Origin of the sequence: Streptomyces sp. NPDC088254 (assembly GCF_044740925.1) — a bacterium.
Lineage (GTDB): Bacteria > Actinomycetota > Actinomycetes > Streptomycetales > Streptomycetaceae > Streptomyces.
The window spans coordinates 947437-973648 of record NZ_JBIURQ010000001.1 but is presented as its reverse complement, the minus strand read 5'-3'; the positions used below and the strand labels follow the sequence as shown (position 1 = coordinate 973648).

11 protein-coding genes are annotated in these 26212 nt (G+C 74.0%); 6 read left to right on the top strand and 5 right to left on the bottom strand.

The annotated features are described in order from the left end of the window. The first annotated feature begins 6 nt into the window (after positions 1–6). From ACIOC0_RS04170 to ACIOC0_RS04150, 5 genes are all read left to right on the top strand, one after another. On the top strand, positions 7–3141 hold the full coding sequence (locus tag ACIOC0_RS04170; protein ID WP_402152170.1) for a tubulin-like doman-containing protein: 3135 nt from the start codon (positions 7–9) through the stop codon (positions 3139–3141). Continuing rightward, on the top strand, positions 3138–5780 hold the full coding sequence (locus ACIOC0_RS04165) for a hypothetical protein (protein WP_402152167.1): 2643 nt from the start codon (positions 3138–3140) through the stop codon (positions 5778–5780). Before ACIOC0_RS04170 ends, ACIOC0_RS04165 begins: the two co-directional genes overlap by 4 nt. A 221-nt stretch (positions 5781–6001) precedes the next feature. Further along, positions 6002–7027 (top strand): hypothetical protein, encoded by a 1026-nt coding sequence (locus tag ACIOC0_RS04160; protein WP_402152164.1) that lies wholly within the window; start codon positions 6002–6004, stop codon positions 7025–7027. Next, positions 7027–8160, top strand: coding sequence for a hypothetical protein (locus ACIOC0_RS04155; protein ID WP_351089292.1), 1134 nt, complete (start codon positions 7027–7029; stop codon positions 8158–8160). Before ACIOC0_RS04160 ends, ACIOC0_RS04155 begins: the two co-directional genes overlap by 1 nt. 3 nt (positions 8161–8163) lie before the next feature. Then, a complete protein-coding gene (locus ACIOC0_RS04150) occupies positions 8164–10401 on the top strand; it encodes a hypothetical protein (RefSeq protein ID WP_402152161.1) in 2238 nt (745 codons plus the stop codon). 15 nt (positions 10402–10416) lie between these two features. On the opposite strand, the gene ACIOC0_RS04145 is transcribed toward ACIOC0_RS04150, so the two are convergent. From ACIOC0_RS04145 to ACIOC0_RS04130, 4 genes are all read right to left on the bottom strand, one after another. Then, positions 10417–15147 (bottom strand): hypothetical protein, encoded by a 4731-nt coding sequence (locus ACIOC0_RS04145; protein ID WP_402152158.1) that lies wholly within the window; start codon positions 15145–15147, stop codon positions 10417–10419. After that, a complete protein-coding gene (locus tag ACIOC0_RS04140; protein WP_402152155.1) occupies positions 15144–17057 on the bottom strand; it encodes a hypothetical protein in 1914 nt (637 codons plus the stop codon). The genes ACIOC0_RS04145 and ACIOC0_RS04140 overlap by 4 nt, the downstream gene beginning before the upstream one ends. Before the next feature lie 47 nt (positions 17058–17104). Continuing rightward, a complete protein-coding gene (locus ACIOC0_RS04135) occupies positions 17105–21151 on the bottom strand; it encodes a hypothetical protein (RefSeq protein ID WP_402152152.1) in 4047 nt (1348 codons plus the stop codon). 122 nt (positions 21152–21273) lie between these two features. Then, positions 21274–23286 carry a CHAT domain-containing protein gene (locus ACIOC0_RS04130; protein WP_402152149.1) on the bottom strand — a complete coding sequence of 671 codons (2013 nt, stop codon included), beginning with the start codon at positions 23284–23286 and terminating at the stop codon, positions 21274–21276. A gap of 142 nt (positions 23287–23428) precedes the next feature. Between ACIOC0_RS04130 and ACIOC0_RS04125 the strand changes: the two genes are divergently transcribed. Further along, a complete protein-coding gene (locus ACIOC0_RS04125; protein ID WP_402152146.1) occupies positions 23429–24190 on the top strand; it encodes a hypothetical protein in 762 nt (253 codons plus the stop codon). Positions 24191–24277: 87 nt separating this feature from the next. Here ACIOC0_RS04125 and ACIOC0_RS04120 read toward each other — a convergent pair whose 3' ends face one another. After that, a complete protein-coding gene (locus tag ACIOC0_RS04120) occupies positions 24278–26104 on the bottom strand; it encodes a glycoside hydrolase family 15 protein (protein ID WP_402152143.1) in 1827 nt (608 codons plus the stop codon). Positions 26105–26212 lie beyond the last annotated feature (108 nt).

The window sequence follows — 26212 nt, the reverse complement described above, 5'->3', positions numbered from 1 at the left end:
AGTTGGATGAAGATCTACCAGCCTATGTTGTTCGTGGGGCTGGGCGGCACCGGATGCCTCATCGGCGCCGAGCTGGAGAACCGGCTGCGGGAAGCGCTGTGCGGCCCCGACGGAACGGCACTCTTCCCCGCGCTGCGCGGCCGCCAACTGCTCCCCTACCAGCTGCCCGACTGCCTTCAGTTCGTCTACGCGGACCTGAACGAGGCCGAGTTGAGCCGGCTGCCGCACATGCGGGCCGACGGACTGCTCAAGGCCGCGTACGGCAGGACGGCCCGGGCCACGTTCGGGCTGCTGCCGCGCTTCGACTCCTACCCCGAGGTGGCCCGCAGTCTGCGCACCAACCTGCCCGGCCCGCTGTGCCGTTGGGTGCCCCCGCGCCAGGGCGAGCCGCGCGTCGCCCCGCTGATCCGGGGCGCGGGCCAGCTGCCCGCCGTGGGCCGGGCGGCCCTGTTCGAGACCTTCCGCGGCGGTCTGGGGCCCGCGCTGAACCCGCTGCGCGAGGCGATCTCCCTGATCAGCAAGTCCGGCGGCGACCTCACCTCGCTCGGCGGCTCGCTCGCCGACAGCTGCGACGTGTTCGTCGCCTTCTCCGTCGCCGGCGGCACCGGCGCGGGCATCTTCTACGACTACCTCCATCTGCTCGGGCACGCCTTCGAGGAGGCCCGCTACCGGGTGCGGATCTACCCGCTGGTGGTCATGCCGTCCGCCTTCGACGACGGGCGGGGCGGGGGCCGCGCGGCCCGTCTCAACGCGGGCCGGGCCCTGGTGGACCTGTTCCGTCTCGTGGACGACCAGAACGCGCCCGACGCCGACGACAACCTGGACGACGTGGGCAGCACCGGCCAGCTCTCCGTCGAGTACCCGGGCGGCGTCTCGGTGCGGATGCGGCCCTCCACCACGCAGACCGCGTTCCTGTTCTCCCGCACCTCCGGCATCGAACGCGAGGACCTGCACCGTTCCATCGTGTCGCTGGTGATGTCCCTGCTGGGCACGGAGCTCGGCGAGGACGACAGCCGGATCCGCGACGGCGACAACCTGTACCAGTCGTTCGCCGACAGTTTCATCAACGCCAACGTGGAGCGGGCCGCCGTCGCCCCGACCGGCATCGGCAACCGGGGTGTCTCCACGAGCCTGGTCGCCTCCATGGCGGTCCCCGTCGACGAACTGGCCGAACTGGTGGCGTCCCGGCTGCTGGCCACCGCGCTCAAGCGCCGCGCCTACCATCCGGCGACGCATGACGCGACCCAACGCGACCTGATCCGCGAGTTCTTCGCCGCGTCCCACCTGGACCAGCTGTGGACGCGCCCGAGCCCGCCGTTCAGCGAGCCGCGTCCGGCCACCGGCGCGCGGGCCGTGCTGGAGGCGCTGGCGGCGCGGCAGAGCGCGATGGACGACGCGCTCGGCGACCTCGACCGCCAGTTGCGCCAGCAGGTCTCCGAACTCGCCACCGCCTTCGACCCGTTCCGCGGAGTGCGCGAACTCCTCGGCCGGGTCGACGTGCCGAGGCTGCGACAGGTCGTGCTGGGCGAGCCCGCCGCCAAGGACCGGCTGGCCCGGGCCGGTTTCGCCGGGCTGCTGCAGAACCGCGGCCGGGAGCCGGAACGCCCGCCGGGCCTGAGCGTGGGTCCGCCGCAGCCGAGGAACATCAAGGACCGCATGGCCGGGCTGGTGAAGCTGAGATGGGGCGACGCCGAGGTCGTGCAGGCCCTTCAGGAACAGGACGCCTGGTACCAGTGGGAGTGCCGGCGCGTCTGGCACCGGCACTGGGCCGACCACGCCCCCCGCTGGGACCGCACGCTGTCCGCGTTGCGCGCCGAACTGGACGCGCTGACCGGCGCGTTCCAGGAGCAGGCCGACGACGAGCAGGCCTCGTTCACCCAGCGGACGAGGCAGTTGTATCGGCCGCGCACCGGGGTGTCGTACCTGCTGCCGCCACAGAACGACCTGGTCTCCTTCTACGAGGCCGTCGTGCACCGTCTGCTGCTCGCCGAGGGGCTGCGGGAGACGGACGGCGAGGAGGCGCTGCTCGGGCATCTGATCGGCGCCGAGCGGTGGCGGGCCGCCTTCACGGAGGCGCGGGTGGATCCGCGCCGGTCGGTGTCGATCGTCAAGGACCATCTGCAGAACCGGGTGAAGCGTCTGTTCGGGGAGGCCGGCGGGGTGGGGCAGCGTCCGCTGCTGCCGTCGCTGGGCGCGCTGCTCGCGGCGTCGGCCGCAGGGGACGGGCTGCAGGTCGGCGAGGACGCCGTGGAGCAGTGCCGGCACAAGCTGGCCTCGCTGCTGCCGGTGGGCTTCTCCCCCGAGGGGCGGGGGAAGCTGAAGGTGCTGATCGTCTACCCCGCCACGTCCACCGACTCCGCGGTGCGCCGTTTCCTGGAGCGGGAGATGCGGCTGCCCAGGGACAACGAGCGGGAGATCGAGTTCCGTCCGGTGTCCACCGAGTCGGTCACCGTCATCCTGTTCCGCAGCTCGATGAGCCTGACCGAGGTGCCGGAGGTGCGCGGCACGCTGACGCTGTGGGCGGAGGCGCTGGGCGCGGAGCAGCCGGGCGACCTGCTGCGCTGGCGGCACCGGCTGGGCCACGAGTCCGACTTCCTGATGGGGACGGCGCAGGACCGCCGGCACATCCTGCACCGCCTGCTGTGCGCGCTGTGGAACGACCAGGTGACCGTGTTCGGGGACGTGACCAGCCCGAAGCGGGTGCGCGTCGGCCTGCGGGACCGGGAGTCGGCGGCCATGGTGTGCGCGCTCCAGTCACCCGGCCCCGGTCTGTCGAGCTGGGGCGGGCTGCTGCGCGCGTACGAGTCCTGGACGCTGGGGGAGGACAGCGGGGGCATCCGCGACGCGTTCTGCGAGCAGTTGATGGCCACCACGCCGCTGGGGCTCGAGGGCACTCCGGTGGCGCCGTCCGGGCTGTTCCGCACCCTCGTCGACAAGGTGGCGGCGCAGCAGGCGGAGCTGCTCGTGGGGCGGTCGCCCTGGCCGGTGGAACAGGATCCGGCGCACCGGGCGGAACTGCGCGCGTTCTGGACGGAGACCTTCCAGGAGGCTCTGGACCTGCCGTTCCCCCGGGCGCACCGGCTGCAGGGCTGGACGCTGCGCAAGCTGCACCACGCGCTCGGTGGGGAGGCCGGCCAGTGAGCACACCGCACCGGGACCGTCTGGTCGTCTGCATCGACCTGCGCCGGGGCCTGGACCACGTCGGGACCGCGGCGGCGCTCGACGAGCGTTTCCGGGAGACGATGCGCGAGGCGCGGGTGCGCGCGGCCGACGTCTCCCGGGTGCTGGTCATCGACACGGCCGCCGACCTCGTCCCCCACGAGGACGCCTACGAGCGCATCTGCTCCCACCCGGGTGTGTCGGCGGTGCTCTGTCTCGCGGTGGGCCCGCCCGCCGCCCGGCCGGCCGGCCCGGCGGCGGACCCCGCCGACGCCGCGGACGAGCCGTACCAGGAGTCGCATGTGCTGGCGCTGCCGGTGCAGTTGCGCCCGCCGCTGGCCGCGACGGTGTGGGTGGGGGACGTACGGGGCATCGGCTGGCGTCCCGGGCAGAGCGGGGCGCCGGCGCTGACCGACACGGGGGCCGCGGAGAACGACCTGGGCGGACTGGACCCGCTCGTCGAACTGCTCCAGGTGGCCGAGGTGTTCGACGAGACAGTGGGCACCCTGCACGAACTGCCGTCGGCGGTGGCGAGTCCGGCGCTGCGGCTGCTGATCCACGAGGTGCCGGAGGAGGAGCTGCTGCGGACGCAGGTGCAGGCCCTCGAATACTGCACCGGCGCGCCCACCGCCGTGACGAGCCCCGCGCCGCCGGAGGGGCCGCTGGCCGTCCTCGCGGGGACCGCGGACCCCGAGGACCTCAGCTCGGAGGACTGTCTGCCGGAGGACAGCCCGCTGCGGCAGTCGCACCGGCAGACCGTCGCGGGCATGCGCCGGGCCGGGCTGCGTCTGGCGGAGCTGAGCGGCCGGCGGGGCTGGCTGCGGCGCGCCTCGGGGGTCCGGGAGGCTCTCGACGCGGTGCGGGAGGCCGGGCACCGGCTCGCCGAGCACCGGCGCACCATCGAGCAGACCTTCGAGTGGGTCGACGGCCGGGCGGGCATCGGCGCGGACGCGCGGGACCATCTGCTGCGGCTCGGCGTGCGGCTGCCGCTGGTCCCGGGCACCCGGCCGGAGGAGGTCGGGGCGGCTCTGCGGCAGCAGGTGCTGACCCGGCTGGAGCGCCGGCGCCCGCTGCCGGAGATCGTCTCCTGGCTGCGCGAGTTCACCAACTCGACCGTGCCGTCCGGCAGCGCGGCCCAGATCGAGCGGATCCAGCAGGTCTGCCCGGACGACGTGCTGGCCCCGCTGATCCGGCCGCCCGCGTTCACCGTGGGCGCCGGAGCCGGCCGGGCGGCCGGCTGGGCGGCACTCGCCGCGTCGACGGCCGCCGTCGCGCCGTGGTGGCCGCTGGTGTCTGGACTGCTGCTGCTCCTCCTCGCCGGCGCCGTGGGGTGGACCCTCGTCGCGGGCCCGGAGGACGAGGCGTCCGACGAGCCGCCGTGGGCCGCCCGGCTCCCCCGGCGGACGGTGGGCGTGCTCGCCGGCGGGTGGGCCGCCGGCTGCCTCGTGGGCCTGTCCGCCCGGGCCGCGGTGACGATGCCCGTCTGGTCCGTGCCGCTGCTCGCGGTGGCGGCCGGCGCGGCGGCCGTCCAGGCCGGTCACAGCCTGTGGGCGGCCGCGGTGGCGGACTGGCGGCGAGAGGTACGGCTCGACGCCGCCGCCCTCGCGGCGGAGCGGCTCGCCGAGGCGCTGGACGACGGAGTGTTCGAGTACTGGCTGCTCGCGGACGCCCGGGCGGCCGCGTCCGACCAGGCGCGGGCGGTCGCCGCGCTCCTGGAGGCGGGCTGTGCGACCCTCGCCGAGTTCGGCGAGCAACTGGAAGGCCGGGCCGGGGCCGACTGGGGTCCGGCGTCACGAGGGATCCCGCCGGGCGGCGGGACCGTGGACGGGCGGGGCGGCTCGCCGTACGCCGTCGAACATGTGGGCCAGGCCGGGCAGGCGCTGCTCGACACGGTCGTCGGCGACCTGTCGGACCTGATGGCCGAAGTCCTCACTCCCTACTGGCCGTTGGTGCTGCGCGACCCCTCCACCGTCACCGCGCTGCCGGTGGCCGCCCGCACCGGCGAGCTGATCTTCGAGTACCAGCACCAGCTGGCCCGGGTCGGCACCGCCCCCGCACCCCGCTTCGCCCTGACGTCGGTGAGCCGGCCCGACCCGGCGAGTCTGGTCGGCGTGGACATGCAGCGCGTGGTGGGCGTGCTCCTGCCGGGCCATCACGACGACGCCCTGCATCTGTGCTCCCCCGGGCAGCTGCGGATGCTCGACCGGGCGCCGGACGCCACCCGGCACTTCGGGTTCGTGCCGCAGGCGATGCAGAGCTCGTTCTGGAAGGCCGTCGAGAACGCGCCGGGCGGCGCGCACGGGACGACGGCCGGGCGGGCCGAGCCGCGCACCCGGTGGACGAGCGTGCCGGACGCCGGCCTGCCGGACATCGTGTGGACGGCCACGGGCCGCTTCGCCGGCCTGCTGCGCCTCGTCCCGCTCGCTGAGAGCTCGGTCCGCCTGTCCTGGTCCGACGACCGCGAGTCGAGCGGGGCGGGGGGCACTCCCCGGCCGGGCGGCCGGGAGGGCGGCCGGCTCCCCGGCGCCCGCGACGGCGCACAGCACGGCGGCGGCAGCCGCGTCCAGCCCGGCAAGCCCTCCGCACGCGGCGGGGGCGACACGACGGGGGGCGCGGGGTGAGCCCCGCGACGCGCGGCGGGCGCGGAGAGGGCGGCGCGGGGTCGTCTTCCGGGCGCGGGGCCGTCCGCCCGGAGGGCGGGAGCAGGGTCGCGGGCGACGTGCGTTCGGCGGTCCCCGCGCCCCGGCGGCGGATCGCCGGGAGGAGCGCGGAGGCCGGCGGGTCTCGGTGGCGGCGCGGCGGGCTGTGGCCGGGGTGCGGCCGGGGGCGGAAAGGTGCCTGAATGACCGACGTACTTCTGTTCGTGGACTCCACGGGCATGCCCGAGCGGGTGCGCGTGCTGCGGGCCGAACCGGACGAGCCGCACGCTCCCGGCTCCCCGTTCCGCACCCGGATGATCACGCTGGAGGACGGCCGGCACCTCTCCCAGCGGCGGATACACCCGGCGCACGCCGCCCGGCCGGAAGCCCTGGACGCCCTGGAGACGGAGATCCGGGCCGGGCTGCGGCTCGTGCGGGCCTTCGGGCGTGAGGGCTACCCGCCGGAGTTCACCCGGCTCGCGGGGTACGCCATCGAGGCGCCCGAGCCGTTCCTGCTGCTGGACCCGCTGCGCAAGGGCCACCCGATGGCGGAGTTCGCGGGCCGTCTCATGGTGCGCGAGCAGCAGAAGTTCGAGTACAGCCTGTTCCGCACGCTGCGGCTGCTGGAGTGGGCCTCGCTGGTGCACCGGTCGATCGGCCCCGGCACGGTGCGCTGGGACGGCTCGCGGATCCAGCTCACCCAGTTCGGCGGCGCCGAACTGGCCGGGCGGCCGCGCAGGCGGCTGGGGGTGCGCCCGTGGGCCTCGCCGGAGCAGCGGGAGGGCTTCGGCGCCGTACATCCCCTGGACGACGTCTGGAGCGCCGGGCAGCTGGTCCACTTCGTGGCGACGGGCCGGGAGAGCGCGGGCGACCGCCCGCCGCCGGGGTCGGGGCAGGCCCTGACGGATCTGCTGCGCGGCGTGTTCGAGGAGGACCCCGCCCGCCGCTGCGACGCCCGGACGCTCCTCAAGCGGATCTCGGGACGCGACCCGGTCGCCGACCTGGGCGAGGCGCCCGACCCGCTCCGCGCGGGCCGGCGGCGGTTCGACGAACTGCTGGCCGCCAAGGGGCCGCACGCCTGGCCCCCGCGACCGCGGCCCGAGCCGGCCCCGGCGCCGCCGACGCCCGAGGAGCCGCCGCGCCCGGACGCCGGGGGCAGGGGCGCGGTGTGGAGCCTGCGCATCCCGCGCCGCAGTACGCACCATGACAGGACGGGAGAGAGCGGATAGTGGACGACGTACTCGCGGGCGAGCAGCCGCGGCCGATCCGTTGCCCGAGTTGTCTGGAGGACCTGTACTTCGACGCCCGGCGGCTGTTCCTGCCGGAGCCGCCCACCCATGAGCTCAGGCCGTGGGATCCGGGTGAGGAGACGAACGAGATCCGGCGCCGGGACCTGCTCAACCAGGCCTTCCTGAAGTGCCCCAACGAGCGGCCGGGCGAGCACTTCCTGCCCGTGCCGTACCTCAGTCACGGCACCCCGCTGTCCATCGCGTTCGTGGGCCAGTCGGGCACCGGCAAGACGCATCTGCTCGCGGCGATGATGGCGGAGATCGGCCGCGGCGGGCTCGACCCGTACGGCATCCACTGCCGTTCGGTGAACACGGTCCGGCACCAGACGTTCCTGTCCCAGGCGGTGAGCCAGCTGGAGGCCGGCCTGGTGCTGCCGTCCACCGACCCCGTGTCGTTCGTCGAGTTCACCGACGCGTTGCTGGTGACCGTCAGGGGCAGGACCCGGCCGGTGGCGTTCTTCGACATCGCCGGCGAGTCCCTCACGCTCAGCGGTCAGAGCACCCAGTTCCTGCTGGGCGTGGACGCGTTGATCTTCGTGGTGGACACGATGCGGGCGCTGCGCATGCCCCAGCTGGTGCCTGCGCGGGAGAGCGCGGGCATCAGCCACGCGCTGGCCGGGGTGCCCGACCCGACGTTCTCCACGGTGCTGGACCGGCTGCCCCGCGACGGCGACTTCAGTGACGTGCCCTGTGCCGTGGTGCTCAACAAGTGCGATGTGCTGCGCTTCGAGGACCCCATCGACCAGTGGCTGCGCAACGGGCCGCCGGCCGGCGGGAAGACCGTCGATCCGCAGGAGGCGTACGAGGAGAGCCGGGACGTCTACGCCTTCCTCGCCCAGCACGGCGCGAGCGCGTGGCTGCGCCCGGTGCACGACTGCCGCCGGTGCACCCTGCACTTCGTCTCCGCCACCGGCATGTCGCCGACGGCCGTGCCGGGCCGGACCGATCCGCACGGTCCGCGCAAGGCGTTCGTCGGGGGCGTGCGGCCGCGCCGCGTCCTCGGCCCGCTGCTGTCGCTGTTCACCATGTGCGGCCTGCTCGATCCGCCGGTCCCGCAGCTGATGGGGGTCTGAACCATGCACACCGGTCCCACCGCCGATCAGATCACTTTCGTCCACGACCCGTTCAACATCTCCGAGAACAGGGGCTTCGGGCCGGTGGCCCATTCCTGCGCCGGTCCGCAGGCCGTCAGCTTCTGGCAACTGGCGGAGCGGATCGTCCGGCCGCACGGGGCGTCCGCCGCTGGCCGGGACTCCCTCGCCTTCGCGACGGTGGCCGGCCAGGAGGTGATCGTGTGGAGGGTCACCGCGCGGGACGGCATGGACCGGGGCAGCCTGCGCTGTCACGCCCTGTTCGCGCCGTCGGGCCGGCTGACGGCCCCTGTCGCCCTCGGGCTGACGGGACGGGAGTGGTCGCGGCGCTCGGGCGCGCTCGACGCGGGTCTGGGCCGCACGCTCGACGTGCTGGACCTCGGCGAGTTGCGCCGGGAGGCGGAGCAGGGAGCGGACGTGCTCCGGGCGCAGGCGGCCGACCACGCGGACGTGCTGCGCCATCTGGTGTCCTGGGTGCTGTACGAGCCCGGGCGGCAGCTGTCGATAGCCGAGGAGGAGTGCGTCGGCGACAGTCCCCGTGCGCTGGTCCTGCTGGGCCTGGTCGAGATGCTGGAGCGGCTGGTGCCCGGCCCGTGGACCTTCTCGACGCTGGAGTACGAGGAGTCCGGGCCCTACCGTCTGATGATCATGCCGAAGTGGCCCACGCCGGGGCACTCCACGCACCGCAGGCTGCGGCTGCACGGTCAGGAGCCGCCCGCGGACTGGGCGCTGGAGGCGGCGCGGCTGCTGGTCGCCCGCTACGCCGAGTCCGGGACGCAGACGCTGGGGCTGGTGGACCACCCGGCCCTGCGCTGGTCGGAGATGACCCCCGAGGAGCGGTGCCGTGAGCTGCTGTCGCTGCTTCGGCCGCGCATCGCCCCCGGCCCGGCCTCCTCCCCCGCCCAGGACGAGCACCTGCCGGACGACACCGTTGGGCCGGAGGAGCGGCCGCCTGCCGACGGCGGCGGCGCGGAGACGTCGTCCGGCGCCCCCTCGCCCGACGACGTGCCGGCCCTCCCCCGGGGCTGGCACGTGCGTGAGGCGTCGGACACCGGCCAGGCGCCCGCCCGTCCGGGGGGCCCGCCCGACGACACGGAGGCGACCACGCACGAGCACGAGGCCGCCGCCTTCCAGCCGCTCCTTCCCTACGACCCGCACGACGACGACGCGTCCACCGGCCCGTCGGCTCACCCCCAGTCCCACCACGACCCCGGTCACGACACCCGGCACGACACGGTTCACGGCGCCCACCACGAGTCGTCCTTCGTGACCGCGACGCGCCGGTCCGTGCTCGGACACGAGTCGTTCACCGCCCCCGCCGAACCGGCCGCGCCCCCTTCGGACGGGATGGCCGAGCAACTGCCCTTCAGCCCTGCGGGGTTGCCACCGTCGGTCGTGCACGGCTCCCCGGCGCCGCCCCGGACGAAGAAGGGGGCGTGGCCCCAGCGGTGGCGCAGGCGCGAGGGGGCCCACGCCGCTCCGCAGCGGACCGAGGACCCGCCGGGCGCGGACGCCGTACGACGGGACGACGCCGCACGGCCGCACGACGGCCCGCGTCAGGACGGCGACGCACCAGGCGAGGGTGCCGCGCGGCGGGCCGAGGACACACGGCGGGACGGCGCGGGCGCCGAGTGGGCGAGCGCACTCGGCGACATGGAGCTGGTGGAGAGAGCGACTCGGTGCCGGACCCGCGACGAGGCGGACGCCCTCCACCGCGAGCTGGAGAAGCGCACCGCGCACTGGGACGAGGCGACCGCCGACGCGGCGTGCGAGCTGGCCATCACCCAGGGGCTGGGCCTGACCCGGACGAACTCCGGCCGGCTCAGGCGGGAGTCCGTCATTCCCCCCAAACACCTCCACCGGCTGCTCGTGCGCAAGCCCGTGCGCAGGCCCGGCCCCGCCCGGGTCTGGGCGAGGTTCCTCGGGATGCACGGGTGGGCGCTCCCCGCGGAGCTCTCCGGCCTCCTGCTGACCACACTCCAGGACCACATGCTCAGGCCGGAGCTCGTTCACCCGGCCTTCTTCACCACTCACGGCCCTGCGGCCATCATGCGGGCCCACGGGCTGGCCGGCCCGGCCGAACAGCCGACCCGTCGCCGACGCGGCGAACCGGCGCGGGCGCACGCCGCCGGGGACAGCGACGACCGGCTCCTGGCGGCGGTCATGCTGCTCGGGCTCACCGCGGCCCTGGTGTTCCTCTTCGTGGTGCTGTTCAGCACCTGAGGCGGCAGCCGCCCGTCACACCTGCCCGAGGCCGAACATCTCCTCCTCGGGCAGGTGCGAGAACAGCCGGACGGGCGGCGCGGCCGCGTCCCCGGCGGCCGACTCCCGGACGGCCGCGTCCAGTTCCTCCGCCACCTCGGCCGCCGTGCGGCCGAACCGCAACACGGCCCGACGCCATGTCTCCTCCCATGCGCCGTCGTCGACGTACTCGGCCGCCACGAGCCCGGCCGCCAGCACGACGGCCGCTCCGCCGACCGGATCGGTGTCGTCGCCACGCCCGAGCAGGAACACCTCGTGGGCGAACAGGTCCCGCAGCTCGGCCTGCCGCCGCCGGGTCAGGCCCTCAGCGACCGCGTCGAGCAGCACCAGCGGGGGCGGCTGGTCGCCGCGCAGGCAGATCCGGCGGATCTCCTGGTGCACGTCGGTGGGCCGGACCGGGCGGGCGGTGCCGAGGAGGCGCAGGGCGGCGCCCCGGCCGAACGGGCGCATGACGCCCCGCAGGACGAGGACGTCGACGGGTGCGTCCTGGTCCTGCGCGGTGGATACGCCGCCGGGGTCGAGGAGTTCGCAGCGCAGGGGGCGCTCGGGGACCCGGGCGGTGAGCGCCGCCCGCAGCCCGGCGGCGGAGTCGGCCCGGCTCTCGGCGAGGGCTCCGCCGTGCCGTCGCAGGGCCCGTCGGGCGAGGTCGAGGTTGCGGGTGCGCGGGAGGCCGTCGCCCGGGTGCTGCAGCCGCCGGCGCAGCCGGGCGGTGGCGGGGTCGGACGGGGCCGTCAGCTCGGCCGCCGTGAGATGCCACTGGGTGGGCGCCGACCGGTCGTCGCCCAGCAGGTCGGCCGCGTCCACGGCCATCTGCCGCCGGGGGCGGCGGCGCCGGCTCTCACGGGCCAGCAGGTCCGCCCCGCGCAGGGCGGGCAGTTGCTCCTCGTGGGCCTCGCGTTCCGGCAGCGGCGCGGGGTCGACGCCCGAGGGCAGGACGCGGTGCAGCAGCAGCCAGGTGCGGTGCACGCCGTGGTTGGGCGCTCCGAAGCGCTGCCGGGCGGCCTTGAGGTCCGCGGCGGCGCGCCGCCGGTCGCCGAGGAGGTGGCCGTGGAACACGGCCGCGGCCAGGGACAGGGGTGCGGTGCTCCGTTCGCCGGGGAGGCGGCCGATGAGGCGGGCCACCGGTTCGCGCAGCGATTCGGGCAGCAGCGGCGCCCCGGCGACGGGACCGTACAGAGCGGCCTCCCCGGCGACGAGCACGAGCCGGCGTCCGGGGTCGGGGATCCGGGTGAGTGCCGCGCTCAGGGCGTCCAGGTGGGGTCGCGCCTCCCCCGGCTCGCAGTGGATCAGGGAGTGCAGCGCCTGGGCGAACCACTCGTCGGGCGCCGCCGGCGGAGGGCCGCCGCACGGCCGTTCGCCGGTGCGGGCCCGCAGCGCGTCCCTCCAGTCGGCCAGCGCCCGCCGTGCGGCCTCGGTCCTGCCGAGCCGGTGCAGCAGGGCGCACTCGGCGCGGGCGATCTCGCTGCCGGCACGGCCGCGCCGGGCCGACCTGAGGGGGGCGGCGAGGCCGATCCAGCGGTCGGCCCGCACGAGGTCGCCCGCGGCGGACAGGGCGAGTTCGGCGCGCAGCGCCAGCACGCGCAGCCGCTCCTCGTCGTCCCGGGCGAGGAGCATGGCCTGCCGGGCGTGGTCCTCGGCGCGGGCCGGCTCCAGGACGCCCGCCCAGGCCCGTGCGCGGATCAGGTGGGCGTCGTAGCCGAGGGCGCGGCGGCGTTCGTCGTCGGGGTCGACGAAGCGCTGCACGGTGGCGTCCAGGAGGTGGACGGCGCGCAGCGGTTCGCCGCGCAGCATCCGGACGCGGGCTTCCAGCACGTCGAAGCCCATGGCGTCGGCGCCGGGGTCGGTGCGCAGGATGCCCTCGACGGGCACGCCCGACCGCACGGCGGCCTCGGCGTCGGCCAGCGCCGCCCTGGTCCGCTCGGCGGCCGCCTCCTCGGGCCGGCGCAGGGCGGCCCGGTCGAACCGGGTCTTCCAGGCGCGCACCAGGTCGGGGCGTGCGGCCAGGCGCCATTCGCGCATCGCGTAGCGGGCGATGAGCAGGGCCCTGGAGTCGGCTCCGCCCGTCATCCAGTCGAAGGTCGTGGTGAACACGCCGTCCGCGGCGCGCTCCCCGTCCGCCGAGCCGTCGGGGCCGGGTCCGGTGCGGGCCAGGCACGTCGCGTACAGCAGACCCGCGTCGGCGAGCCAGAGATCGTCGAGGCGTTCCCTGGACCAGGGACGCTCCCGGCCAGGAGGTCCGCTCTCGCGTTCCCGGAAGATCGCCGCGAGGGTCTCCCGTACCTCGTCGAGGGTGCCGGCGCCGGCGCGGGCGGGGTCGCCGAGCAGCAGGGCGCAGTGCAGGAGTTCCATCCGACGTTCGTCGGGGCGGGGCGGCGGCTCGCCGTCCTGGCTCATCGTGGCGCGGCGGCACGCCAGTTCGTAGTAGCGGGCGACGTCCGGCCAGCCGGGGCGGCCGTCGTAGAGGACGGCGTGCAGTTCCCCGTAGGCGCGTTCGAGGGCGATGTCGTACCAGAGCTGGAGGGTCATGGTCCGCGGGTCGGGGAGCTGCGCCTCGCCCAGTTGGGTCTCCTGCCTGCCGAAGTCGGCGCTGAGCAGGCGTTCGGCGAGGTTGAGGACCGTCCGCACGGCGCCGCGCCGCCAGGCGTCCTCGACCGCCTCGCGCCAGACCCGGGCGGCCTCGTCGATGGATCCGGCGCGGCCGCGGTCGGGGTCGGCGGCACTGTGCAGCTCGTGGTAGATCTGCTCGATCGTCCACTCGGCGGCCGTCTCGGAGCGGTCCTTGCGCGCTTGCGCGGCGAGTCCCGCGCAGCGGACCCTGCCGTCGTGGTGCAGCCGCCACCAGGCTTCCGCGTCCTGCCGGCGCATGCTGTGGCGCACCGCGCGCCGGACGTTGACGTGGACCACCAGTTGGTCCTTCTCCTCGATCCTCATCCAGGCGGAGCTGTGGGCCGCGTCGAGCAGTTCCTGCCAGAGGCTGTCCGCCGCGTCGTCGGTGCGCAGGTCCGGTTCCCCGGGCAGTGTCTGGCTCAGCAGGGGGACGAGGACCTGCCGGAAATAGTCGTAGGTGGGGTGACGGGCCACGGCGCAGTAGCGCAGGGCGAGTTCGACGCGCGGGTTCCTGCGGCTGAGTTCCCGGTCGAGGACGAACAGTTCCAGGGACTCCATGCGGGCCCGGGGCAGTTCGTCGGGCTTGTCCAGGGCGAGGTCCGCCAGGAGGGCGAGCACGAACGGCGTGAACCCGGGGGCGCCCTCGAAGTCCTCGCGGCAGGCCGTCACGATCCGGTTCGCCAGGGGCTCGTCTATGCCGCGGGTGCGCAGGTATTCACCCGCATTCTCCAGGGTGAAGGGGGGCACTTCGAGAGACCGCCACCGCCCCGACAGATGACCGAAGGCCTGCGGGAACTGGGGGTGTTCGGCGATGTCGGCGCGCCCCGAGAGCACCAGCCGGACCCCTTCGACGCGGGTGAGGGCGCCGAGCACGTCGAAGAGCGGGCCCATGTCGAATCCGGCGGTGCCGAGCAGTTCGTCCAGGGTGTCGAGGCAGAGCACGACCATGCGCGCTCCCCCGCCCGCGACCACGTCCTCTCCCCCGCCCGCGACCATGTCCTCCAGCGCCGCGACGAACTCGTCCATGAGGCGTTCGGGTGGTACGACGGCTTCCGGGTGCAGCGCGGTGCCGTCCACGTGCTCGCGGGCGAGCGCGTCCAGCAGTTGCTCGTGCTGGTCGACGAGGGCCTGGAGGCGGGCCGTAGTGGACCGCGTCGCCACGGGCTTCAGCTGGCTGAGCAGTTGGCGGGCGAAGTCGACCAGGAGCAGGAGGGGATGACGCAGCAGGCGGGCCGAGTCGAGGGTGTCGACGTCGCGCAGGGCGCAGGGCACGGGCGGGTCCTGCTCGGCGCAGTGCCGGGCGATCAGCCAGGAGAGCTGGGTGCTCTTGCCGTTGCCGCCCGGGCCGTGCAGGTGGACGACCTTGGGGGCGTTCGCCTCGTCGGCGTGGAGCGCTGTCTCGAGCGCGCCCTCCACCTGGGGGCGGGCGACGTAGTGCCGGGTCCGGTCGAAGCAGGTGCGCCAGACGCCCAGCATGGCCAGCTGCGCCTCAGCCCTTCTCTGACGTTTGATCAACTTTGCGTCGATCAGGTCTTCTTGGACGAAGTCCCGGAGTTCGGCGGGCGCGATGGCTTCCTTGAAGCGCCGGCCCGCGACCACATGACCGAGGCGCAGCGCGCCGGAGTACCAGTGGTCGAAGAGTTCGATCGCCTCGTCGGTGCGCCCGGCCACCACCAGAAGCCTGACCCTCTCGACCGCGGCGGCGCCACCGCCCTCCTCCTCGAGATGCCGCGCCAACTCCATTGCGTGTTCGACGAGTTCCGTGGGACGGCCGGCGTACTTCGGTCCCCTGGTGCGGTCGCCGTGGTTCCCGGCGTCATGCCACCAGGCGGTCCAGGCGCCGAGCCTGATGTCCTGCGGCACGTGGTAGCGGCGTTTGTCGTCCTCGCAGAGCTTGACGTAGTCGCGGTCCACCAGGTCGTCCAGGGAGTGGCCGAGTCCTCCCGCCAGCGCGTCGAAGGCGCCCCGGGTGAAGCGGGTGCACACGCTGCACCGTTTCAGCACCTCGTAGAGCGTCCTGTCGGTGTCGAAGGTGCACCGGAAGGCGCGGAAGTGCGTCCGGTAGGGTTCCGCGACCTCCGTCGCCGAGCGTACGATCACGACCTGCCTCCGCTCTGCGTCCTCCGGGCGACGCGTCCGGCCGTCGCCAGCAGGTCCACTCCGACCTCACGGCCGTCCCCGTCGGCCAACTCCTTGACCGTGGTGCGCCATTCGGGTGTCCCGTGCCAGTCGATCCCGTTCCTGGCCCCGATCTCCCGGAACAGGGGGCCCGCGAAGTCCGCGGGCCAGTTCTCGCAGTGGATGTCGAACGGCGCGGTGCAGAACAGTCTGAGCCAGCGCACGTCAGCCCCGTTCCTGGTCGCCGCGACGATGCTCAGGGACGCGCTCGCGAGGATCTTGTCGAAGAGGTTCCTGACCAGCTGACCTGCGACGGCGTCGTCCGCCTCCTCGAAGTGGTCGATCGCCAGAACGACGTGTGATCCGGGCGGCGCGATCTTGACCATGAGCTCGCGGCCGGCGGAGAAGACGTCCTCCGCGTGCCCCCGCAGCACGGTGCGGCCGTCGCCTCGCTCGTGCCGCCGGCGCCATTCGTCGATCCGTTCGCGCAGACCGGCGAGTTGGCGCTCGATCTCCTCGTCGTGGGCCCAGTGGTCGCGGGCCACGCTCTCGGCCAGTTGCGCGACCGTCTCGACGTAGGGGTCGGGTGGCGGGCGCAGCTCTCCGTCGGACAGCCCGTCCTCGTGCCGGTGGAGGTCGACGTAGAGCGCGACGCCACCGCGCGCCTCCCAGGCGCGCAGCACCGACTTCAGCACATGGGTGGTGCCCGAGTGGGCGCCCCTTCGGGGCCCGCCGTGGGTCCTGGGGCCGTGCACGGCCACCAGCCGCTTGACGGAGGCCCCGTCCTGGAGGGCGTCGAGGGCCCGCCTGCGCTGTGCGACGCGGTCGGCCCCGTGGTGCAGGTCGTCGTACAGGGACCGGCGGACCCTGGCCTCCGCCTGGGACGAGGGCATCGGGCGGGGCAGGACGAGACCGGGGTGGCAGTTCACGGTGGTGACGGCGCGCAGTTCGGGCGCGGTCCGCACGGCGCTCCCGGCGGCCTCGTCGAGCGCGCCGCCCTCGGCGAGGGTTCGGTAGAACGCGCTGACCGGCGCGCACAGCCGGCAGTCGTCGGGGGCCCTCGCGTCCCGCAGCGCGAGGCTGACGGTGCCGAGCACGGGGTCCTGCGCGTCGCTCCGCAGGAAGGCGTCGAGCCTGCTGCGGGCCTCCGGTGTCCGCACGGGGCCCGTGGAGACGACGAGGCGGGTGTGCGACAGGTTCAGTTCGCCGAGGTCCGGCGTTTCGTCGGCGAGGAGTTCCTCCGCGGCGGACCCGGCGAGATGGAGGATGTGCGGTTGAACGTGACGCAGGCGGGGAAGGAGCGTTTCACGGTTCAGACGACCTGGCAGTACGTCCACCTCCCACCAGGGCACCTTGTCGCGCAGCGCGTAGTGCGCGGCGATGTCCTCGTGCCCGGACACCCCTCCGCCGGGGCGCACGGAGGGATCCACCCCCAGCACCATTACCCGGACGGGGAGATCGGGGAACACCGCCGGCGCGTCCGGCTGGAAGTTCCCGGGGCCCAGGCGGCTGCGCACCAGCCGCCAGACCCGTCCGTGGACCCGCCCCGCCTGCTGGAACAGCTCCTCCCACGGGACCTCTTCGAGTTCGGGCGACTTGATCTGCAGCACCACGAGACCGGACGGCGTGACCTCCGACGGCTTCGGGGGCGCGGCCCCGCCCTCCTGCGCGGCGGGCGAGCCGTCCTGGTCCTGGGCGAGCGCCTTCTCGCCCTGTGCGACGGCCGCGAGCAGCTCCGCGCACATCCCCTCCCCTCCCCCGTCGTCCCGGATCTCCGCCTCGCGGAACCCTGTCCGCTCTCCGCGCGGCCACGTCAGCACCGCGTGGTGGACTCCCGGCGTCGCGGAGACCTTCAGTCGTATGTGCGCTACCGGTGGACCGACGGCTGACATCTCCACCACCCCCCTGTGACTCACTTGCTCCTCAAGTCCCTTTCTTCTCAACGGCCTTCCATATCGGACCGGAACGCTTCGAGAACGCGCTGCCAGATGGACCGCAGTCGTTCCCCGCCGGGCCGGCCGGGCCCGGCCAGCCCGGACAGCAGGGTCGCGGGGTCGATGAGCGAACGCGCTCCGCCTTCCTTCCCGCCGGTCGGGTCGTCGCGCAGGTCCGCGCAGAGTGCTTCCGTCGTGTCGGGACAGGCCGAGGTGAACTCCCGCATCGCGGCCCTCTGTTCGTCATTCAGCGCCGCGCCCTCTCTCAGGGCGTGAGCGTGGGTGAGTTCGCCGACCAGCAGCACGAACAGGTGATGGAACAGCGCGAGCGCGCGGATCTCCGGACGGGGACAGCCCGACTGGTCGTCCCGGATGCGCAGATGGCAGGCGCCCACGTCCATCGGGGTGCCCGACTTGTAGAGCCTGCGCAGGGCTTCGTGTTCGAGGCTGAGGGCTTGCTTGCGGATCCTGCACCAGCCGTCGTCGGCTTCGGGAAGGGCTCCGGCGCGCAGGCGGAGCACGCGTGCCAGGGCGCTCTTCGTCATGGCCCGCAGCGCCTCGTCGCCGTGCCCCTCGGCGGCCCCCAGCCAGGTGCCCAATCGCTCTTCCAGCAGATGCAGTTCAGGACGGTCGGCGTGGTCGTCGAGGCCCAGCAGAACGCCTTCCACCCGGTGGCGGTGTGCGGCCAGGCCCGCCGGGTCCTCGCGCCGTGCGTAGCGTTCCAGGGTGAGGTGGTCGGCGCGGGCCCGCGCCCGGCGGGGACCGGGCCGGTCGTCCTCCAGTTTGTCCTCGACGGCGTGCTCGGCGTGCTCGGCGAGGAGCAACTCACAGTCGCGGCGCAGGGCGAAGAGGTCCTTGCGCAGGGTCTCACCGTCGCCGTGGCGGCTGTACTGGTCGACGCCGGCGGTCCAGCGGGCCGGGACGAGCGTGTCGAAGACCAGGCCGACACGTTCGAGGACCTCCCGCCATGCCCCGAGGTCACGCAGTACGCGCAGCAACTCGACCTTCAGCAGGGCGGCTTGCTCACTGTCCTGCGCGCCGGCGCCCAGATCCCGCAGGAACTCCTCGCCCGCTTTCCGGGCCTCGCTCAGGTGTCCGCACTCACGCAGTCCACGCACGTACAGCGCCTGGGTGACAGCGGCGAGCCTCAGGTCGGCCCGCGGGGTTCCGGGCGCGTCGGCGACGAGGGAGGCGGCGGCCGGGACGGGCGGGCCGGTGCCGTCGGCGGTCTTCTCCGCGGTCTTCAGCAGCCGGTCGGCCAGGGCGAGTTGGGCGGGCTCCAGTCCCGCCCGGCCGCTGATTCTTCGCAGCAGGCGCTTGACCTCGTCCTGCACGTGTCCCGTCGGCGCGCGGCTGAGCAGGCCGCCGACGAACTCCAGGCACAGGTCCCAGCGTTCGACGCTCTCCAGGTAGGGCAGGGCTTCGGGGATCAGGAACTGGAGGTCGGCCGAGCGGCCGTAGGAGCGGTTGCGGAACGCCTCCCGGACGAGCCCCTCGGTGTGGTCGGCGGCGACCCGCGCGAGGTCGCGCAGGCGGGCCGCGCCGTCCTGGCCTGCGGTGCCGGTGTGCTGTGCGGTCCTGGCGGCCCGCACCACCGCCGGATGGATCCGCACCGTCAGTCTGCGCCCGTCGGTCGACTCGGCCAGGTGGATGAGGTTCTCGTCCCGGAGGCCGGTCAGCAGCCGGCGGATGTCGGCGACGACGTCGTCGCGCTCCAGCGGGCGGCTGCGCACGCCGGCCCAGACGACGGCCAGCAGGGACGTGGCGCACGGGTCGTCCGCGCGGGCGACGAGGACGCGGTGCACGGCGCTGAGCCGGCACAGCACGAAGAGGAGGTCGCGGGAGCCGTCGTCCGGGGCGAGCCGGTCGATGGCGTCGCGGGCCCAGGCGCCGAGCCGGTCCTGGATGCGCTGGTCGTCGGCGGTCGCCGTGCAGCCGTCCTCGACGAGTCGGCGCAGCGCGTCGGCGCCTTTGCCGGCGGCGGAGTCGGCGAGGCCGAGCAGGGCGGGGTGGCCTTCGGTCGCGTGCAGTATCCGCTCGACGAGCCCGCGCTCGTCCGGGTCCCGCGCGGCGCGGTCGATGAAGTCGCCCAGGTGCGGCAGGCTTCTGGCGTACCGGAAGGCCTCGCGCGGGGACAGCAGCCGCACGGGTACGGACTCCATGTTCTTCAGCGGGATGGGGCGCGGGCTCGTCATGATCAGCCGGAAGCCGACGGCCTCGCGGTCGGTCAGGGCGCTGATCACCTTGTGCCAGCCGGGATGCCGCCAGGGGTCGGGCGCGGGCCGTCCGGGCTGCGTGGGCGTGTCGTCGACGAGGTCGTTGAGCAGGGGGCCGACGCCCTGCAGGTACACGAGGTGGTTGTGACTTCGGTTGTTCGTCAGATACGCGGTGAGCAGGTCGCAGAACCGGGTGAGCTCGCGTGGGTCGGTGACCAGGTCGGCCGCGGAGGGGACGCGCCCCCTCTCGCTGCGATAGTGGTCCTCGATCTCGCTGAAGCACCTGATCAGCGCGTCGAGGAAGCCCTCCAGCGCCTCGCCCGGGTCCTCGGGCCAGGGCTCGGCGGGGTGGTGCAGGATCCGCCGGTAGAGATCGGCGTGCTGGTTGATCAGTTCAGCGGCGCAGGCGCTCTTGCCGACGCCCTCCATGCCGTGGAGGACGATGCCGTTCTTCTTGCACCGGGGTCCGGGCCCGATGATCGCGTCGCCCAGTTCCATGGCGTCGTGGTGTCCCAGCAGCCGGTCGGGCGGGGAGGGGAGCAGTTTGGGCGGCGTCCTGCGGTACGCCGTCAGGGGGCGCTTGTGCACGGTCAGGTCGGTGGCTGCCGCGCCGTAGAGGACCGGCGAGATCGCGTCGAGGCCGGTGATCGCTTCGCGGTGGTCCGCGATCGCCAGGGCGAGGGCCCGGGGCAGTGGGAGTTCCCGATGCAGGAGCTTGCGGTAGAGGGACGTGAGGATCCGCACGGCCGCCGAGTCGTCGATGGGGTGCCGGAAGGCGAGGACGGCACAGCCGTGCAGACGGGCGAGGTCGGCGGCCAGCCGGTCGGCTGCCGGTCCACCGTCGGCCCGGGCGGGGACGGCCTGCGTGGCGCGGGCGGCCGGGGTGAGCGGGGCGGCGGCTCGGGGGGACGCGGCTTCGACGCCGAAGGCCGCCATGAGGTCGGCCTGGGAGGGGTCGGCCGGGCGGCCGCTGATCACGGCCAGCCGCAGTATTCGGTAGGGGTCGGCCGATCGCAGCATGTCGATGAGGGTTTCGGCGGTGAGCGCCGGCTGGCGGCCTTTGCCGTCGTCGGCCACCCACCCCCCGAGCGGTCCCGGCGCGGCGAGGTGCAGGATGAGCTGCCAGAGGCCGGTCGTGGGGTGCGGACGACTGGCGTGTTCCAGCTGGCCGCGCAGCTCGGTGTGGGTCAGCCGGTGGGAGAGGGTCTGTGTGGTGATGTCGGCCTGTTCGTCGCGGCCGATGTCCCGGACGGTGGTGAGGACACCACGCTGTTCGGCCCGCAGGTCGACGGTGTCCTCGCCGCCGGGGTGGTGGAACGCCCCTATCACATGGACCGGGAGGGCCGCCTCGTCCCGGATCTCCGCCGGGGAGAGCCGCGCGGCCGCGTTGACGTCGGCCGTCGTCGGCTCGATGACGAAGGTCAGTCCCCGGTCGACGAGGGGCCCGTCGAGGTCCGCCGCCAGTCCCAGCGGGTAGCGGGCGATCTCCCACTCGGGCCGGTCCGCGCGCAGCACCAGCCGGATCACTCCGGTGCCGTGCGAAGCCGAGTTCGCGAGGACGGTCCACAGCCTCTCGCCGAGGACCTTGTCGCGCAGCCACTCACCCTGCCGGCTGACGATCTTGTCGGCGGTCGGGGGGTCGGCGTGTTCGTCGCGGACGAAGCCGTGCGGGTCGTACAGGAAGCGGTGGTCCTTCACGCTTCCCCCGAGGGCGACCGTGTGCGTGAACGCCCGTTCGTGGCCGGGAGGGCTGCACCGCCAGGTCCAGCGAGGCACTCCGCGTTCGTCCACGGCGAAGTCGCTCACGGACATCAGGACGCAATCGTCCCCCGTCACGGCTCGGTTCCCCCCTGCAGCCTGCCATCGGAATCGGGCGTGAGCCCGTGGCAGCAGAGTAGGGCCGTCGGAAGAACCCACCCCCGTTTTGAACAGAACGCGCGGGACCGTACGCCAATCGGTCAGTCATCGCCGTGAATTCGCACCCAATTTCTCAAGTCCTGTCGCCGGATCGCCGCTCGGTCCGCCTCGACGAGCAGCCCCGGATTGCCGGCCGCGATGTCGTAGGCGCACCAGGCGAGTTCGTCGTTGCCGTCGAGGAGCGCCCGGAGCCGGGGGGCGGCGGCGGTCAGCAGCGGCAGCAGTCGCGCCGGCGGCAGCGGCTCGAGCCGCACGCGGAGCAAGGACGCTGCGATGCCGGGCAGTTCGGTACGGGAGGTGAGGAGGATCCGCGGCGTGTCCGCCGTCCCGGCGAGGGCCTCGAGGAGGGGAGGCCAGCAGGGGTCCTGGCGCAGCAGACGGTCGACTCCGTCCAGCACGAGGAGCAGGTCCGGCCGTCCGGCGAGACAGCCGACGGCCGCCTCGACCGGTGCGGGCCGGCCCTCCTCCCGCGCGGCGTCCAGAGTGTCCTCGCAGGCCGGCAGCCGATGGGCCAGGTGTGCCAGGAAGCCGTCGACGGAGTGGGGATGGGCGGGCGGACGGCCCGCAGCCGCGCCGCCGTCGTGGACCGGCGGCGCCCATTCGGGACGCGGGTGCCACAGGACCGGGGAGATCTCCTGCTGGTGCCGGTGTGCCAGGACGGCGGCGCAGGACGTCGAACCGAGTCCCGCGGCCCCGTGCAGTACGGCGCCGCGGCTCGCCCCGGACGGGGAGGTGGCCGCGCGTGCGGCGCTCATCTCCTGCTCGCGGGCGACGAACGGCTCGGGCGGATCCGGCAGCGGTCCGGCCATGTTCAGGCCAGGAGCGTCGAACGGGCCGAGCAGTAAGTCTTCCTGAGCTAGCGTCAGGCAGGGCGCGTCGGTCCCGAACAGCACCGGGGTGCACGCCGACAGCAGCGGCAGGGCACGTTCGGGCAGGTCGGGATCGTCGGCCGCCGTGCGCAGCGCGTACCGCAACGCCGCGGGCAGCGGCCATCCCTTCCCCAACAGCCCCTGATACAGAGCGGCGTCGAAACGGACGGCGAAGTCGTTGCCCACCGGGAAGCGCATCGCCACCACCGCACAGTCGAGTTCGTCGGCCAGCGTCGCGGCGAGGGACGTCATCGGGCGGCCGGTACTCCGCGCGGGGTCCTCGCCGCCCGACCAACAGGCCGTCAGACAGAGCAGCTTGAGCCTCCCCCGGGCGGCGGCCAGCAGTCGTCCGACCTCCCCCGCGCCGACGACCGACGGGCTGCCCCCGCCGCTCCGGTCGCCCTCGTCCTCCCGTAGGGCGCGTTTCGAAAGTCCCGTCTGGTCTCGTTCGAGCAGTAGCCCGCCCGGCAGGCCGTGGCACACGATGTGGACCACGTCCCAGTCTCCGTCCTCACCGACCGTCTCACCGAGCGCCGTCGGCCCGACACCGAACTGGAGGGTTCTGACGTGGGCCGCGACCTCCCGGCCGGCGGTGCCGGCCAGGACGGCCGCGCGCAGGGCGTCCCGGTGGGCGGTCAGGTCCAGGGGAAGCGTCCCCTCGGCGAGACTGAACAACGCCAGGACGCGCAGCCTCCGGCCGGCGACCGCCCCGGTACGACCGCGCGGAGACGCCCGGACGCCCCTCACCAGGGTCGTGCGGTGCAGGGCCAGCGGCACGCCGGGTTCCGGGGTCAGCGACTCCCCCCGCACCAGGGCGAGTTCCCAGGGCAGCGCCTCGAGCTCGGCCAGCTCGGGCGGCAGTCGCATGGCGACCTCTCCCACGTCCGCCAGCTCCTTCGCCAGCCCGCCCAGGCCCTCGCCGGCCAGCCACTCCCCCGCCCGGCGCAACTCGTCCTCGATGCCGTCCAGGTCATCGGGGTTCCGCGCCCGCAGTTCCCGGATCCGCTGCGGCAGCCGGCGGAGGTCCGCGAGAGCCTGCCGGCCACCGGGGATCCGGTCCAGCCGTACGGTGTGCGTCAGCACCGGCGCGCCGCCCGGCCTCTCCAGCGTCCAGGTCCACGCCGACGGCAGGCCGCGCTCACCGTCGTACACGAACTGGCCCTGGCGTATCGACAAAACCGTCAACCGGTCCATGATGAGGGTCCCTTGATATAGCGTCGGCGCGCCGGCACGTTCGACTCCATTCGACTCCACACTCACCGGGATTCCAAAGGATCCCGTGCGATCGGGGGATGTGATGCACAAACACAAGGGATATGTACGCGAATTGCGCAGGGCTTTCGGCTTTCAGGCCACCTGGTTTCCCGACAGCGAGGTGCGGCTCGGTGACATCGGCGTGTTCCGCGGTGGGCAGTTCGAGCGGAAGGCGTCCCTGGAGGAGTGGGGCATCGGGTGGCAGCCGCGTGTGCGTCCCGGCGCCAGCCCGCTCTACGAGCACCGGTCCGAGGGAGCCGTCGACGTTTCGTCGGCCGTCACGGCGTCGGGCGGCGCTCCGGCCGTCACCGCGGGCGGCGGCATCGACGTGCGGTTCACCAGGGCCGGCGCGGTGCTCTTCCGGGCCGTCGACTGCTGGTCCGAGGAGATCGAGAACATCGGCGAGATCGAGGAGGAGATGAAGGCGCGCCGCCGGGAGAAGAAGTGGCCGGCTCGCCACGCCGTGGTCACCGAGGTGGTGCACGCGGGGTGGAGCACGGTGCTGATCTCCGACTCCCGCACCGACAGCGCCCGGCTGCGGACCACCGCGGACGCGACGGCGCTCGGCTGGGACGCCCTGACGGCCAGGGCCCGCCTCGAGTGGGCCGGCGGGTCCGGCGTCAGCACCCGCATCCTCTCGCAGGGCGAGCTGACGCCCCTGTACCGGGCGAGGGGCGTGCTGCGGCGCCCGTTCGGCGGGCCCTCCGTGCGGTTCATGGACGAGCGGGGCCCGGGGCCGGAAGAGGCCGTACAGCCGGGCGACGCGTACGTGGGCGACGTGTACAGCGACATGTTCGACCTCGACGACGAACACGACGGACGCGGTGAGCTGTAAGGGCCTGACGGGCGGGCCTGACGAGCCCGGCGGGCTTGGCGGGTTCGGTGTGAGCCACGCCTGAACGGCCTCCCGGACCGGGCGGGTTCAGCTTTCCGCCCGGTCCAGCTCCTCGTCGAGGGCGAGGGCGGCCCCGATCAGCGCCAGGTGGGTGAACGCCTGCGGGAAGTTGCCGAGTTGCTCGCCCGTCAGCCCGATCTCCTCGGCGAACAGCCCGACATGGTTGGCGTAGGTGAGCATCTTGTCGAAGGCGTACCGTGCCGTGTCCACGCGTCCGGAGCGGGCGAGCGCGTCCACGTAGAGGAAGCTGCACAGTGAGAAGGTGCCCTCGCCGCCGCGCAGGCCGTCGGGTGAGGCGGCCGGGTCGTAGCGGTAGACGAGGCTGTCGGAGACCAGGTCGGCCTCCATGGCGTCCAGGGTGGACAGCCAGCGCGGGTCACGCGGGGCGACGAAACCGACCGCCGGCATGAGCAGCAGCGAGGCGTCGAGTACCTCGCTGCCGTAGTGCTGGACGAACGCCCCGCGGCTCTCACTCCATCCGCGGTCCATGACCTGGTGGAGGACGGTGTCGCGGGCGGCGGTCCAGCCGGCGAGGTCGGCGGGGCGGGCGAAGTCCCGGGCGAGGCGGATGCCCCGATCGAACGCCGTCCAGCACATCAGACGGCTGTAGGTGAAGTCCTGCCGGCCGCCCCGTGTCTCCCAGATGCCCTCGTCGGGCCGGTCCCAGTTCTGCGTCAGCCAGTCCAGCAGGCCGGACAGGGCCAGCCAGCCGTCGTAGCCGGCGATGTGCGTGATGTCGTCGGTGCCGGACAGGGCGTGGACGGCCTCGCCGTAGATGTCCAGTTGGAGCTGCCCGGCGGCGTTGTTGCCGATGCGGACGGGGGACGAGCCGCGGTAGCCCTCCAGATGGTCGAGGGTCTCCTCGGCGAGACGGGGGTCGCCGTCGATCCGGTACATGATCTGCAAAGGCTCACCGGTGACCGTGCGGCCCTCCTGGAGCCGTGCGCCGAGCCAGCGGCGAAAAGCCTGCGCCTCGTCGGTGAAGCCCAGGCCGAGCAGGGCCCGCATCGACAGGGAGGCGTCCCGCACCCAGGTGTAGCGGTAGTCCCAGTTGCGCTCGCCGCCCGGCTGTTCGGGCAGGCCCGCCGTCGCCGCCGCGACGGGTGCGCCGGTGGGGGCGTAGGTGAGGAGCTTGAGGGTGATGGCGGAGCGGTGGACCATGTCCTGCCAGCGGCCCCGGTAGCGGCTGCGGCGGACCCAGCGGTACCAGTATCCGCGGGTCGCGTCGAACTCCTCCCGCAGACTGTCGGCGGTGGGCGTGGCGGGCGGCGGCGTCCCGGTCGCGCCGACGGTGAGGACGACGGCGGCCCGCTCGCCGTGTCCGAGCTCGACGGCGGCCCGTACGTCGCCGCCGTCCGCTTCGAGGGTGATCGGCCCGGCGGTCTGGAGGTACGCGTCGGAGCCGGGGCCGGCGAAGAGCGCCGTGTCCGGGCGCAGGTCGAGGCGGTGGCCTGCGCGGGCGTAGTCGAAGCGGGGTCGGCAGCTCAGCGTGAAGCGGATCCGGCCGCGGGTGACCCGCATGATCCGGACGAGCGTGCGCCGGTCGGTGGCGGTCTCCGGCCGGTCGACCGGCATGAAGTCGATGACCTCGCCCACCCCGCCGGGGGTGAGGAAACGGGTGACGAGTACGGCGGTGTCGGCCAGGTAGAGCTGGCGGGTGGTGACGTCGTCGCCTTCGACGCTGACGGCGAAGTGGCCGCCGCGGTCGTGGTCCAGCAGTGCGGCGAAGAGGCTCGGCGAGTCGAAGCGCGGTGCGCAGAACCAGTCGACCACGCCCTCGGAGGAGACCAGGGCCGCCGTCTGGAGATCGCCGACCAGCCCGTGGTCCCCGATGGGGGGATAGCGTCGTCGCATCGTGCTCCCTCCGGCCCTCCGGGTTGTGCACCTGCCGCTCCCGGGACTCCGCCCCTCAGTGGCCCTTGCACCGGCCTGCTCCCGACCCTCCGGCCGCCGCGGACCGGC